At 52.7% G+C, this 14,765-nt stretch carries 7 protein-coding genes, 2 tRNA genes and 2 rRNA genes; 3 read left to right on the forward strand and 8 right to left on the reverse strand.

The features are described from left to right. Nucleotides 1-14 precede the first annotated feature (14 nt). Together GT409_RS03935 and GT409_RS03940 are read left to right on the forward strand one after the other, a co-directional pair. Complete coding sequence (locus GT409_RS03935; RefSeq protein WP_160627143.1) at nt 15-1,763, forward strand: ABC transporter ATP-binding protein; 1,749 nt, start codon at nt 15-17, stop codon at nt 1,761-1,763. Next, nucleotides 1,760-3,538, forward strand: a complete 1,779-nt coding sequence (locus GT409_RS03940; RefSeq protein WP_160627145.1) for an ABC transporter ATP-binding protein — start codon at nt 1,760-1,762, stop codon at nt 3,536-3,538. Before GT409_RS03935 ends, GT409_RS03940 begins: the two co-directional genes overlap by 4 nt. Nucleotides 3,539-3,636: 98 nt before the next feature. On the opposite strand, the gene GT409_RS03945 is transcribed toward GT409_RS03940, so the two are convergent. Continuing rightward, nucleotides 3,637-5,109 (reverse strand): sulfatase family protein, encoded by a 1,473-nt coding sequence (locus GT409_RS03945; RefSeq protein ID WP_160627146.1) that lies wholly within the window; start codon nt 5,107-5,109, stop codon nt 3,637-3,639. A 192-nt stretch (nt 5,110-5,301) separates the two neighbouring features. On the opposite strand from GT409_RS03945, the gene GT409_RS03950 reads away from it, so the two are divergent. Then, nucleotides 5,302-6,486 carry a substrate-binding domain-containing protein gene (locus GT409_RS03950; protein WP_160627148.1) on the forward strand — a complete coding sequence of 395 codons (1,185 nt, stop codon included), beginning with the start codon at nt 5,302-5,304 and terminating at the stop codon, nt 6,484-6,486. Nucleotides 6,487-6,496: 10 nt separating this feature from the next. On the opposite strand, the gene GT409_RS03955 is transcribed toward GT409_RS03950, so the two are convergent. The 7 genes from GT409_RS03955 to GT409_RS03985 form a co-directional block, all read right to left on the reverse strand. Further along, complete coding sequence (locus tag GT409_RS03955) at nt 6,497-7,063, reverse strand: hypothetical protein (protein ID WP_160627151.1); 567 nt, start codon at nt 7,061-7,063, stop codon at nt 6,497-6,499. Continuing rightward, nucleotides 7,053-9,215, reverse strand: a complete 2,163-nt coding sequence (locus tag GT409_RS03960) for a glucosidase family protein (protein ID WP_160627153.1) — start codon at nt 9,213-9,215, stop codon at nt 7,053-7,055. Before GT409_RS03960 ends, GT409_RS03955 begins: the two co-directional genes overlap by 11 nt. Nucleotides 9,216-9,498: 283 nt before the next feature. Then, a complete protein-coding gene (locus GT409_RS03965; protein ID WP_160627154.1) occupies nt 9,499-10,653 on the reverse strand; it encodes a uroporphyrinogen decarboxylase family protein in 1,155 nt (384 codons plus the stop codon). Nucleotides 10,654-10,992: 339 nt separating this feature from the next. Then, nucleotides 10,993-11,107 (reverse strand): 5S ribosomal RNA (gene rrf / locus GT409_RS03970). A gap of 167 nt (nt 11,108-11,274) precedes the next feature. After that, nucleotides 11,275-14,205: ribosomal RNA gene (locus GT409_RS03975) — 23S ribosomal RNA — on the reverse strand. Between the two features lie 192 nt (nt 14,206-14,397). Beyond that, nucleotides 14,398-14,474, reverse strand: a tRNA-Ile gene (locus GT409_RS03980). A 9-nt stretch (nt 14,475-14,483) separates the two neighbouring features. Continuing rightward, a tRNA-Ala gene (locus tag GT409_RS03985) sits at nt 14,484-14,559 on the reverse strand. Between the last annotated feature and the right edge of the window lie 206 nt (nt 14,560-14,765).

Raw genomic sequence — 14,765 nt, forward strand, 5'->3', positions numbered from 1 at the left:
TTAGCTTTGAGGACTTGAAGAAAACATCCGTCAGTCTGAAGCGCTACCTCGCACAGCATCGTCACGATATTGCGATGACCGCGTTGTGCGCTCTGGTGACAGCCGGAATCAATCTGCTAATGCCGTATGTAATGCGACTCGGCATCGACGGACTGACAGAAAATACACTGTCTCGCGGCGCACTGATCCGCTATGTGCTGATCTATCTGGCGCTGGCCGTACTGGCGACCTGGTTCGCGCGACAGCTGCGCCGCCTGCCGCAGCGGATGTCGCATCAGGTGGAATACGATGTGCGCCGCGACCTGTTTGACCACCTTACCCGGCTGGATCTGGATTTTTTCCGAGGCGAGCGCACCGGGGATCTGATGACGCGGATGTCGTCCGACCTCACCATGGTGCGCAATGCAATCGGCCAGGGCTTTCTGCAGGGCACCCGCGCTGTCATCGCGCTGACCTTTGCCTCCATTGTGATGTTCTGGATCGCTCCGAACCTGGCCCTGCTGATTTTCGCGCTGTACATGCCGGTATCGGTCATCTTTTTCCTGATTTTCAATGTGATCCGCCGCCGCCAGAAAGAACTGCAGGAACAGGTGTCCGAGCTGTCAAACTTTGCCCAGGAAAGCTTTGCGGGCATCCGATGCATTAAAGGCTTCGCAATGGAGCCGCGCCGCAACCGGCTTTTCGAAGGTGCCAGCCGCGACCTGGCAAATAAGGAAATCCGCGTGCAGGCGATCCGCCAGTTTCTGTGGCCGATGATGGCCTTCTGGTTCAGCATCGGCACACTGATGCTGCTCTACTTCGGCGGGCGGCAGGTGATTTCCGGAACGATGAGCGTCGGTGTAGTGGTGCAGTTTCTTCAATACCTGCTCTACCTGCAGTGGCCGCTGCTTTCCATGAGCTGGATGCTCGGGCTGCTTCAGCGCGGAAAGGTGAGCTGGAAACGGGTTCAGGAGCTGTTCGCCGTCCAGCCGCAGATTGCCGATACGGAGCAAACCGATCACTCCATCCGGGCTCTGAACGGCTCACTCGACTGGAACGATGTTTCACTGTCAATCGACGGAACGCCGTTGCTGCACGACATCAACCTGCGCGTCCCGGAAGGAAGAACGATCGGAATCACCGGCCCGACCGGCAGCGGCAAAACCCTGCTGGTTTCGATGGCCGCACGCCTAATGGATCCGACTGAAGGCGAACTGCGCATTGGCGGTCACCCCGCCCGCGCAGTGCCGCTCGAAACGCTTCGCAGTCAAATCGGCTTTGCCGAGCAGGAACCGGTTTTATTCTCCCAGACGCTTCAGCACAATATTGCGTTTGGCGTTGAGGAGCCCGTACCGGAGCAGATTGTCTGGGCAGCGAACGTGGCCCATCTGCACAGCGAAGCCGAAAGCTTCCCCGACGGGTACGAAACCGTTCTCGGCGAGCGCGGAGTAACGCTCTCCGGCGGACAGCGGCAGCGCACCGCCATCAGCCGGGCGGTGGCGCGCCGGCCTCAGATTCTGATTCTCGACGATGTACTCTCGGCCGTCGACACGCACACCGAGGCATCGATTATGCAAAAGCTTCAGCCGGTCATGAACGACCGCACATGCCTGTTTGTCAGTCACCGCATTTCCACCCTGCGCTACACTGACGAAATCATTGTGATTGAAGCTGGGCGCATTACCCAGCGCGGCACACACGACGAGCTGGTCGCACAGCCGGGCTATTATTCAGAACTCAACACGCTGCAGCAAATTCAGCAACGGCTGGAGGATGACCGATGAGCCGCCCGAAGAATCCAAGTCGCGGACTCGCCCGTCGCCTGCTGCGCTACGCCCTGCCGTACTGGCCGTGGTTGCTGCTCGCCCTGGTTCTGGTGCTGACCGTTTCGGCCTCCATCAACTATCTACCGGTACTCATCAAGCACCTGACCGACCAATGCCTGCTCGACACGTCCGCCCCGGCCGCGACCCGAATCCATCTGCTCGGACAGATCAGCCTGACCTATCTGGTCATCACGCTCATCGGATACATTCTGCGCTACGCCCAGGGGCTGCTCACCGTATGGATCGGACAGAAGATTGTCTACGACCTGCGCGTCGACGTATTCCACAAGGCCCTGCGCATGCACCAGGCATGGTTCGACCGCACGCCGGTCGGCACCCTGCTCACCCGCGTCACGTCGGACATTGAACGACTGCAGGCCTTCGTCACCGACGGCGTCGCCGGCACCGTTGCTGATCTGTTTATGCTCTTCGGCATCATGGGCTACATGCTGCTGATCAGCCCGCGCCTGTCGATGGTTCTGTTCCTGCTCCTTCCACCGCTGTTCGCCCTGCTCTTTTTTGTGAACCACAAACTGCGCAACGCCAATCGCCTCATCCGCAAACGGCAGGCCGCGCTGAATGCGCTGACGCAGGAGGATATCACCGGCATCACCACCATCCAGCTGTTCAACCGCGAGTCTGCCGCCCGCAGCGAATTTGATGAACGCAACAACGACCTGCGGCTGGCGCACTTTGAGGAGGTACGCTGGTTCAGCATCTATTTCCCCGTCATCGAAACCGGACAGGCCGTCACCATCGCCATTATTCTCGCAGCCGGCGGGCTCTGGCTGCTGGCGGGCGGAACACCGCTCACCGCAGGAGCACTGATCGCCTTCCTCGCCTACATCCGCGACTTTTTCCGCCCGCTCGGATCGCTGTCCGACAAGGCTGGTTCATTCCAGATTGCCATGGCCTCTGCCGAGCGGCTTTTCGCGCTGATGGACACACCTGAAGAGGTCAACGATCCCGACGTTCCGCAGCCCACGGATAAAATTGACGGAACCATCGCCTTCGAAAATGTCTCCTTCGCTTACACCGAAAACAATCCCGTCCTCAGGAACATCAGCTTTGCGGTTGAACCGGGACAGGTGCTGGCCGTCGTCGGCGCAACCGGATCCGGAAAAACCACTATCATTAACCTGATCGGGCGCTACTACGATGCAAAGGAAGGCCGCATCACCATCGGCGGAACGGATATCCGCGATTTCAAAAAAGAGGATCTGCGCAAACGCATCGGAACCGTTTTTCAGGATCCGTTCATTTTCGCCGCGTCGGTTGCCGACAATATCTCGCTGCTCAATCCTGCCCTGACCCGCGACGACATCGTTCGCGCCGCCACAGCCGTCAATGCGGACTCTTTCATTCGCAACCTGCCGAACGGCTACGATACCGAACTTAATGAACGCGGCGGCGGACTGTCTCTGGGCCAAAAACAGCTGCTCGCTATGGCGCGCGCCCTCGCACAGAATCCCGATCTGCTCTTCGTACTCGACGAAGCCACCGCCAGCATCGACACCGCCACCGAACTGCTTATTCAGGACGCACTTGGCAAACTGGTGAAAAACCGGACCAGCATCGTCATCGCCCACCGCCTCTCCACCATCCGCAACGCCGACCGCATCCTCGTCATGCGTCACGGAGAACTCGTCGATTCCGGGAACCATGACGAACTCATGGCCCGCGCCGGCTATTACCGCAACCTCTATGAAATGCTTCAGCAACCTGTTGCATAGGCGCGTATCTGCCCGGCATCCTTACAACCACCGAAGCCAACTGACTCCATCGGTTGATTTCAGAGCCTGCGGTGACCAGCATATCCGCAACAGATTTCTTATAATCCTTCCTGACCACACTCTCGCCAGGTTCCGCCAAACGCCGGATGCTGCCAGCCCGTAAACCACTCATAGGCATCAAAACGCCAGCCTTCTGCGGACATGCGGGGATCATCAACAGACTGAAGTCGGGATATCATTTTTTCGGCCAGTTCTTTTTTTACAGCCGCGTATTGAACGCTGCCCGCAACATTCTTCAGCTGGTTTGGATCCTGGCGCAGATCGTACAGGATTTCCTCCGGCTGTTTTTGAAGCAGCGCCATATAATCACGATATTCCGGATTGTTCCAATTTGCCACGTAGTCGTTTTTACACGCGGACGCATCGATATCAACAAAGGTTGGATAGTTTCCCTGCGGCCAGCGGTCCGGCTCGTAATTCCGGATATAAAGAAAATCTTTCGTACGAATAGATCGCATCGGATACCCGCCCCAGGAATCCGGCTGAGCCGGACAATGCCTTTCGCGACCGGTCACGATATAATCACGGGATTCCAGAATCTGTCCGGACTTTGTTGAGGCAAGCCAGGGCATCAGGCTGCGGGCACTCATCGTCTCAGGAATGGGAATCCCTGCTGCGTCAAGAAATGTAGGAGCCAGATCAGAAGTGGAAACAAAATCTTTCACGACACGCCCGCCTTTCAGTATGCCCTTTTCCCAATAGACAATCAGCGGCATCTGCGTACCTCGATCCTCCAGTCGGGTCTTGGCTCCGGGCAGCGGCATTCCGTTGTCACTGGAAACCACAACCAGTGTATTATCCAGTTCACCGTTTTCTCTCAGCAGATCAATCCGCTCTCCCACTTCACGATCAAACCGGGCAATTTCTGCCAAATACCCGGCAAAGGTTTTGCGCGTTCCGGGCGAATCCATCAGAAACGCCGGCAACACTATATCTTCAGGCATAAACCCGCAGGCTTCGGCATAGCCATCGTCATATGGAAGGTGCGGATCAAGGGATCCGAACCAGAAACAGAACGGCTTATCCTTTGGACGCTGGTCCATAAACTCGGCGAAACTTCCAAACTCATGCCCTGCCGGATTGTGATCCCATCCAAAATCCTTCCAGTTTCCCGGAGCCCAGCCTTTGCGTTCAAAACCAACTGCGTAGCCGGCCTCCTCCAGCAGCCGGGTATAAACCTGATATTTGCTCTGAAATCCGCCAAACAGGTTGGCCGCCTCTTCGAGCTCAATCGCCATCCGCCCCGTCAGGATCGATGCCCGAGACGGCGCGCACGACGGCGCGGAACAATACGCATGTTCAAACCGAATGCCTTTGGCCGCCAGTTTATCAAGATTCGGGGTTCTCGTCTGCGAATCGCCATAACATCCCACATTCATGGCGGACAGATCGTCCGCCAGACACAACAGAATATTGGGACGACTGTCACGCGATGCGGCAACCGCTGCTGCTCCGGCAAACCCGACAGCACCAGCCAGAACAACAGATTTCATTTCTTTTCTTATTCTCATAGAACTCTCTCTACTTTTTCATATTAAAATTCACCGACTCATCAGTTGGAAACGAATTCGTATATGCCGACTGAGGCCAGACGATATCTGTTTCGACCGGTACGACCTTACGTTGAAGCTTCTTGACCACCAACGACTCAATATTACAATCAATGAGCTTTGTTACATTTTCCAACCAAACCCGCCCGTCTTATGGATTTAAAACAGAAAAAGAAAACCATCGGCATAATCCTCGACATCTACTCGATCAGTCATACACGCATGATCACAGGAATTCAGGAGTACATTCAGGAACACAACTGCTCCTGGGATATTCGGGTGATTGATACCCGCCGACTGTCAACTCCCACCCCGTTTCCCGTCGACTTCGACGGCATCATCACGCCGCAGGAAGATCCGCTCTTCTTCAACCAGAAAAATTCGACGGTCGTGTTCATTCGCGGCGATTCCACTTCGGTAACCACTCCCCAGAACGCCGTTCAAATCAGTCATCGCACCCTGATTACCATAGCCTTTAAACACCTGCTTTCCAAAGGATTCAAATCCATCGGCCTGGCAAGCTGCTCTCACGGTCCATCGCGCCGGTGGATTACCCGCCGGGAAGAGATATTTCGCCAATGCTGCTCACAACATGACATAGCCGCCTCCATTTACGCCCCTCGTCTTTGCATTGAAAAAGATCAGATGTCCCTGCTCAAAGACATCAGGCAATGGCTGCTGTCTGCACCCCGTCCTTTTGCTGTTATTGCGCTGAATGATGCCCGGGCAATGGATATCCTGCAATGCTGCAGCCAAAACAACATTCGCATTCCGGAAGACGTCGCTCTGATGGGCATCGACAACAACCCAACGATCTGTCCGTTCATGACCCCATCACTGACCAGCATTTCCTTAAACTACCGCGCCATCGGATATCAGGCCGCCTCGTTACTGGACACCCATCTATGCGACTCCCCACCTTCTCCTGAAACGATTCCCTTCGACGCATTCACCTTGATTGAACGAAAATCCACCGACATTTCCGTACCGCAGGATCCTCTGGTTCAAAACGCTCTCCAGTTCATTCGAGAACATTGTCACAGCCCCATTCAAATGGAAGACATCTGCACGGCAGTGAATTCCAGCCATACAACACTCAACCGACGGTTCCAGGCAGCAATAAACAGTTCCCTGCATGAAGTCCTTCAGCGCGAGCGGCTCCAGCGAGCCAAGAAGATGCTGACAGATCCGTCAATGAACCTGAAGGAAATCGCCTACAGCTGCGGCTTTCAAACCCCGCAGTATTTTTCAGCCGTTTTCCGAAAACATGAAAACACAACCCCGGGCCAGTACCGAAAAATTCACCAGAACCCGGTCGGCCAACAGCAACCATTTTAAGTTTATTCCATCAGAACAGTTCCCATCCGTCAAAAAACAGATTTACCGGTTCTCCAAACTGTGGAAAAAACTGCGGAACCTCAAATTTGAAATTCATGTGAAAGACAACAGGATCGCCCAACGAAGATGCAGCCAGCACGTCCTTTCCCTGCGTAACCCGGCAATCCGACAGGTTCACATCGAATGCGGTCCATTGCTCAGATTGCAGAATCTGAGCTTTCGGCTGCCAGCTACGCCGCTGTACATCGATCAGAGTCGGCTGCAGTTTTATTTCAAAACCCGAGTCATTGGGATTAAAAACGGAAAATCGAATCCGCTTCACCTGACGGGCCGCGATATCCCATATCAGATTGCCATGCCGTTCTTTGGCTGAAAACCGGAACGTTAATTCCAGCGAATGCCCTCCGCGAAGAGACGGTTTTTTCACGACTCGGGTGGAAACCAGATCACGCGTGTTACGCTGATAGCGGTCGGTGCGGACCGGCGAACCGAAAAAATTAAAATACACCGGACTTGCCAGTATGCCTCCCGCTCCGCAGAAGGCTGCGGTCAGTATCTCTCTGCGCTTAATCGACACGGCGCACCTCCCCTTGCGGCGTCAGCAGCCATTTTCCGAACACTGGAACTGTAATGCATTCATCTTCTGTTTCCGGAACTTCCAGTTCACGCTGAATACGGATAGAAAACTTTTTCCCAGCAAACCAGTATTCATTCACCCCGGCAAAGGTCCACTTTTCAGGCAGCTTCGGAGCAATGATTAATCCGTTCCCCATCGGTTCCAAACCGAAAATTCCAGTCAGATAAAACAGCGGTACCAGACCCGACTCCGGAAACTCTCGCAAGATTCCCTCCACGTGGGTAACGCCGTGCCAGTTACACGGCTTGCGGTGCAGCTGATCTTTATGAAACTCTTCCAGAATCACCTCCATGCGCCGCATCGCATCGGTAATTCCGCGCGTACGTAAACGACTCATCAGATCATAATGCGACACATAAAAAATATGACCTCCATTCTGAATCTGTCCGCCGTATTCGCCGACCGTCCCAGGTCCAACCTGCATCGTCCAGTTTTCCCAGAACATTCCGTCGTTCACCGCAGCATCAAGGGTGTTGGCGCGTGGCGCAACTTTCCAGAAATAAATATCGTCTCCAATGGATGTATCCCCTTTAACCGTTCGGGATCCGTCCAGCCAGCGCAAAACCTGTTCAGCGTGCTCCTCCGTGGCAATCCCGCAGGCAATCGCCTCCAGGTTAACGAATGTAAAACCGCAATCAGCCATTACCCCCTCTTTGGAAATCCAGCCGGCGAAACGACCGGTTTCCTCGTTCCAGAAAAGCTCGTTATACCGTTTTTTAACCAGTGGTCGAAGCGCCCGGTATTCGGCGGATTTGTCCGCATTGCCAAGCGCCTCTTCGAGGCGCGCCATCCATTCCAGGGACTGGAAAAACAGCATATTGGCGTAAGCCGACTGATATCCGAACCGCCAGCCATCCCAATAGTTGCCGCTAAGACCGGAGGCAGAGCCATCGTGCTCCGGATCATGAATCGTCAGCACACCGGTTTTGCCTTCCATCGTTTCCAGCTGATAGCGCATCGCTTTACGCAGCTTTTCAATCAGCGACACGCCGGTTACAGCATCCTTTGTCTGCAGGAACTCAAAATTGCGATGCATCAGCGTCCAGTGCGATATTCCGGAAATAAAAACAGCCGGCGTTACATAATGTTTCGAGTGACCGAGATGAAGAAATCCGTCGCCGGCCACCCCCATCAGTCCCTCTTCATTCTGGGGATAGGTGTTCACCGTCCGTTCAAAATAACCCTTCGAATACGGATCATCCATCCACGACAGTTTCATGGAATTCCACAGCGCCCAGATGGTACTTCCGATGCCAAGCAGTCCGCCTTCGTCCGGGCGGTCCGTCGGCCACCATCCGTCGAAATGATGCAGCACCTCATTTTCTGCCGATCCGAAACTGAGCCACATATTATTCCAGTCGGCCACTGTTTCAGGGTCTGCATCAAAATCAAAAAGCCGCTCCCCGCGCAACATCTGGATTTCTCCCAGGCGCAGCGCAAACCGACGATCGTCAATCGGCGGTGTGCAGTATGAAACGATGCGCAGCGCATCGCACATCACGCCATGCAGCGGAATCAGCACTTTGTTTTTTCCAGGGTCTGGAAAATGATTCCAGCTCGCGGCCGGAATATCGTTCCAAACCCGACCGCCATCCGTGCTGATTTCAATACAGAAACTTTCTGGAAAAGGATCGGTCCGATCTCTCTCCAGAATCACCGCGTCGACCGCTTCCACCTGATCGAACTTCAACGTGATGTTCTGCGGGATATAACGGTCCCGTTTCGGATACGGATCACTGCTGCGCGTAAACCCAATCAAAGAGTCCTCATCGGACAATGCCGTCCCAGTGACATCAACCGATCGCCCCTTCAGCGGAATATTGCGTCCCGAAAGCGTAATGGCCCGCGGCTTCAGTTGGAACCGCCCTGATTTTTTCCAAACCTTGGAAAACCGCGGCGAAAATTTTGCCAGCCCGTGAGACGTCGGCGTCCACGTTCCGTCTCCCCAGTCGACCAGATACCACACCATCTCTTCGCCGCCGGCGGCCGGCGGTTTATACGAAAACGGGCCGCCGGTTTTCACAGCAGCCTGGAGGGTTCCTGCAACCAGCAGAAATACGGCATTACTCAGGAATCTGTTTATGTTTTTCATCAAGCAGACAGCGGGTTTCAAGGGCACGGATTTTAGTTATAGGAAAAAAGCGATCAAACACACTGCCAAAAGCAGAACGCCGGCCTGACCGCAGACAAACATCGTTTTCATTCCAGACATACCAGTTTGAATATCTGTTTTTTACTCATACAGTTCACCTTATGGATTCATTCTCCACGAAGAAATTAAAAATTAAAGTTAAATTTCAGTATATGTTTTTTGCAATATAAACAAGCGGGAGGGCTGAAAAACCGCACGGAAATACGTCGTTCGGTTTACAGAATTACTGCCGGAATGCCTCGTGCATCCGATCGCAGTAATAGCGTACGTTATCCCACTCGGCATCCGGCGGAAGACGATGGTCGGGACACGGAATATAGCCACCAAGATCCACCAGCGGTTTGAGACGCTCAATTTCTTCATCCACTGCTTTCCGATCCTTGGAGAAAACCGTTTTGTTCATGCCACCAACACCGCGCAGCTCGCGACCGTACTGTTCGCGCCACGGTGCAATGGATGCATTCCATGTGCCGACTTCGATCGGGAACATGGTGTTCACCCCGTTTTCGAGCCAGGTCGGAATCAGCGAATCAATGCATCCATCACAGTCCACCGAGATGATATCAATCCCGTAACGGCGCACCAGATTAGTGATTCGTTTATAGTGCGGACCAATCACCTCTTCAAAAACAGCTGGAGAAACAAGGGGACCGTTTTTGAAACAGATATCTTCCCAGAAATGGGCGAAATCGAATTTTGCTCCGCTTTTAAGAATTTCTTCTGTGTAACGGTAATCGAGATCCGCCACGGTCTGAACCATTTCGTGAAACAGGTCTTCATCGTCCACCTGCAGGTAACTCAGCCCCACGACTCCAAGCCAGTTGCGAATATCGCCGATTAGGCTTCCACAGTAGAGGCCGTAATGCTGCGAGCGTGATTCATCACGCAAAATATTCACCCCGTTCTCTGAGAACACCTGAAAGGTGCCGGAGTCCGGGTTCATCACGACTGACTTCTGAATGCGATCCGCAAAAAACTGCAGGCGAGGCAGATAATGTTCCTCCCACGAGACACGATCCGTCAGCGTATGTTCTATCTCCATAGGGATCGATCCGGTACCCGGCTTTTCCAGTTCCACCACTCCACAGGCATTCATGACCTTTTTCGAGCCGTCCGGCATCGCGTCGATCACTTTTCGTTCAAACAGCGGATTGAGTGTGCTGTGATAAAAAAACGTGCTGAACCAGTTGAAATCGAAACCGAGTTTTTGATTCAGGGAGAGGCATCCTTCGTAATAGGTTCCGGCTTCTTCTTCATTGATGTGCCCCTCTGCGAGCCACTTCTGAAGAGTTTCGTTCCAGAATCCAAAATGAACAACCGGAAGCTGATCGTAAGATTGATAATGTAGGATTGCCTCAACCCGCTCTCTGTTTTTCATTCACTGACTCCTGATTCATTGATCCCGTCTAATATGAGATAAAATGTCAAACGTTGCAAAAAGAGACAATGGATGGACGTCGCACAAGAATGTATTATCGTAAGATTTAAAAACAGATTAAAATAAAACCTGTTTCAGATATTTACAGCATCAGTGTCCCATCTTTAACCATCTACGGAATGGTCTGAGCAATATGTTTTTGTAAAAGCTGCAGGAACGTTTTCCGTCAATCCACTGCTGAGGGTGAGGCAAAAAAAGAGGCCCGTTGGTTCCATGTGGAACCGACGGGCCTGAAAAAGGCGAAGGCCCTGCTCGTCGAAACGAACAGGGCCTTCATAGATCCGGCAGCGTGCTACTCTCCCGAGGTCAACTCCTCAGTACCATTGCCGCTGAGAGGTTTAACTTCCGTGTTCGGAATGGGAACGGGTGGGTCACTCTCGCCATAACCACCGGAAAAGTGGTATCGATCGCTTTGCGATCGGGTTATTGGTTATTTGTTTTTAGTTATCAGTCAGTAACAGAGTATTTACTGACAACCATTAACAGATAACTGTTAACCATGATTAAAAATCAATTGCATAGATTAGGGGACTGCACAGCATGCGTGCTGTTAGAAAAGTAAAGATTAAGCCGCACGGCTAATTAGTACTGGTCAGCTTCACGTGTCGCCACGCTTCCACACCCAGCCTATCAACGTCCTAGTCTAGAACGAGCCTTTAGATTCCTGACGGAATAGGGAAGTCTTATCTTGGAGGGGGCTTGGCGCTTAGATGCTTTCAGCGCTTATCCTTTCCGTACATAGCTACCCAGCGATGCTCCTGGCGGAACAACTGGAACACCAGAGGTACGTTAATCCTGGTCCTCTCGTACTAAAGATTAATCTCCTCAAACTTCCTGCGCCCACGGTGGATAAGGACCAAACTGTCTCACGACGTTCTGAACCCAGCTCGCGTACCGCTTTAATGGGCGAACAGCCCAACCCTTGGGACCTTCTCCAGCCCCAGGATGCGATGAGCCGACATCGAGGTGCCAAACGATTGCGTCGATATGGACTCTTGGCAATCATCAGCCTGTTATCCCCGGAGTACCTTTTATCCGATGAGCAACGGCGCTACCACTAGCTACCGCTGGATCACTTAGACCTGCTTTCGCACCTGCTCGACTTGTAGGTCTCGCAGTCAAGCACACTTATACCTATACGCTCTACGCACGATTGCTGACCGTGCTGAGTGTACCTTTGCGCTCCTCCGTTACTTTTTGGGAGGAAACCGCCCCAGTCAAACTGACCCTCTGACACTGTTCCCCGCCCTGATTCAAGGGTCGAGGTTAGAATTCAAACCAGCCAAGACTGGTATTTCACCAATGGCTCCACGATGCCTTACGACGTCGCTTCAAAGCCTCCCAGCTATCCTACACATGAGTGGTCTAAACCCAATATCAGATTACAGTAAAGGTTCACGGGGTCTTTCCGTCCTACCGCGGGTATCCGGCATTTTCACCGGAACTACAACTTCACCGAGATTATCGTTGAGACAGTGTGGCCATCGTTACACGATTCGTGCAGGTCGGAACTTACCCGACAAGGAATTTCGCTACCTTAGGACCGTTATAGTTACGGCCGACATTCACCAGGGCTTCGGGTCGGAGCTTGCACCCCTTGCCTTAACCTTTTGGCATTGGTCACGTGTCACACCATATACATCCTCTTGCGAGTTCGCATAGTGCTATGTTTTTGATAAACAGTCGCAGCCACCCTTTCATTGCACCTCAAACGGGCTTACTTAGTAAATAATTCACCCACTCGAGGGCCCCTTCTTCCGAAGTTACGGGGCTAATTTGCCGAGTTCCTTAACGATATTTCTCTCGCGCGCCTCGGAATATTCTTCCATCCCACCTGTGTCGGTTTTGGTACGGTCGCTTTACAATCAACGTTTAGAAGCTTTTCTTGGCAGCATGGCATCAACGAATCCACGTCACAATTAAGTTCAGTGTCCCATCGTGTCTCAGGCAAACATGTGCGGATTTTCCTACACAATACCCTACGCACTTAGACTGTCATCCAATAGACAGCTCGTTTAGCCTCCTGCGTCCCTCCTTCACTCATGTACAGCGGTACGGGAATATTGAACCCGTTTCCCATCGTCTACGCTTTTCAGCCTCGACTTAGGGGCCGACTAACCCTGGGCGGACGAACCTTCCCCAGGAACCCTTAGGATTTCGGCGGAGGGGACTCTCACCCCTCTTGTCGTTACTCATGTCCGCATAATCACTTCTATACGCTCCACGCTGGTTTACACCCACGCTTCAGTGCCTATAGAACGCTCCTCTACTGCTCACACTAAGTGTGAACCCGCGGCTTCGGCAGACTGTTTTAGTCCCGATCATTTTCGGCGCAAGATCACTCGACTAGTCAGCTATTACGCTTTGTTTAAATGGTGGCTGCTTCTAAGCCAACATCCTAGCTGTCTATGCAATCTTACCTCCTTCATCACTTAACAGTCATTTAGGGGCCTTAGCCGGCGGTCTGGGCTGTTTCCCTCTCGACTACGGAGCTTATCCCCCGCAGTCTGACTCCCGATGTGTCTGAAACGGCATTCGGAGTTTGATAGGCGTTGGTACCCAGGTGTGGGCCCTATTCCAATCAGTGCTCTACCTCCGTTACGAGCATTCATCGAGGCTATCCCTCAAGGTATTTCGAGGAGAACCAGCTATCACCGAGTTTGGTAAGCCTTTCACTCCAACCCACAGCTCATCCAAGCATTTTTCAACATACAATGGTTTGGGCCTCCCCCTGATTTTACTCAGGATTCACCCGGGCCATGGGTAGCTCACCCGGTTTCGGGTTTACCGCATGCGACTGGACGCGCTATTAACACTCGCTTTCGCTTCGGCTCCGGCACGTAATGCCTTAACCTTGCCACATACGGTAACTCGCGGACTCATTATGCAAAAGGCATGCAGCCACCCCCGAAGGGGCTACTACAGTTTGTAAGCGCACGGTTTCAGGTTCTATTTCACTCCCCTAACAGGGGTTCTTTTCACCTTTCCCTCACGGTACTGGTTCACTATCGGTCATTGATGAGTATTTAGCCTTAGGAGGTGGGCCTCCTGTATTCAGTCAGAGTTTCACGTGTTCCGACCTACTCGGGATACCACTAGGTTTCTTCAGGATTTCGCATACGGGGCTGTCACCCTCTATCGCCGAACTTTCCAGAACGTTCCGCTATCCATCCAAATACCACGTCGTGGTCCACACCCCACCCTGTAAACAAGGTGGTTTGGGCTGTTCCGCGTTCGCTCGCCACTACTTACGGAATCACTGTTGTTTTCTTTTCCTCCGGTTACTGAGATGTTTCACTTCACCGGGTATCGCTCTGAAGCCCTATTTAATTCAGACTCCAGTGACTGGACATGACTCCAGCCGGGTTTTCCCATTCAGAAATCTCCGGGTCAAAGGTTGTTTGCACCTCTCCGAAGCTTATCGCAGCTTACCACGTCTTTCATCGCCTATCAATGCCAAGGCATCCACCGTGCGCCCTTAGTAGCTTAATCAAAAGTCCACTAATGTAACGACACGCATGCTATATCTTCAGTTTTCAGATCACAGTTCTCACTGTGAACCTCAACTATCTCTATATAGTTGCAGTTACCCTAATCTATGCAATTTTCAAAGAACACTTCCCCGAAGGGAAAAAATGTTGCGGCTGCTGTTCTGTGCGTCTGCCACCTTTACGAATAATAGAATGGTGGGCGTGACAGGAATCGAACCTGTGACCTCATCCTTATCAGGGATGCGCTCTAACCGACTGAGCTACACGCCCCCCGGAAATTGGTGGAGGTAGACGGGTTCGAACCGACGACATCCAGCTTGCAAAGCTGGCGCTCTACCAACTGAGCTATACCCCCGGTACGGTCCGACCGGCTCACTTCAACAGCCTTTTGAATGACTCTTTACGATATCCATTTCGATCCAGAAACGGTGCGATTTGCTCTCATTACGTGGTGCTCCGGGTCGCTCCGGAGCGGCGACTCAAAGATTACTTTGAGCCGTTACCCTATCGATTGTCCGCCTGCGAATAAATGCAGACCGATTAGCAATCGATTCTCCTTAG

Origin of the sequence: Tichowtungia aerotolerans, from assembly GCF_009905215.1 — a bacterium.
Taxonomy (GTDB): domain Bacteria; phylum Verrucomicrobiota; class Kiritimatiellia; order Kiritimatiellales; family Tichowtungiaceae; genus Tichowtungia; species Tichowtungia aerotolerans.

Coding starts and splice junctions, on each gene's coding strand:
- GT409_RS03945 (WP_160627146.1), bottom strand. CDS start 5,109: ATGAGAATAAGAAAAGAAATGAAATCTGTTGTTCTGGCTGGTGCTGTC.
- GT409_RS03950 (WP_160627148.1), top strand. CDS start 5,302: ATGGATTTAAAACAGAAAAAGAAAACCATCGGCATAATCCTCGACATC.
- GT409_RS03960 (WP_160627153.1), bottom strand. CDS start 9,215: ATGAAAAACATAAACAGATTCCTGAGTAATGCCGTATTTCTGCTGGTT.
- GT409_RS03940 (WP_160627145.1), top strand. CDS start 1,760: ATGAGCCGCCCGAAGAATCCAAGTCGCGGACTCGCCCGTCGCCTGCTG.
- GT409_RS03965 (WP_160627154.1), bottom strand. CDS start 10,653: ATGAAAAACAGAGAGCGGGTTGAGGCAATCCTACATTATCAATCTTAC.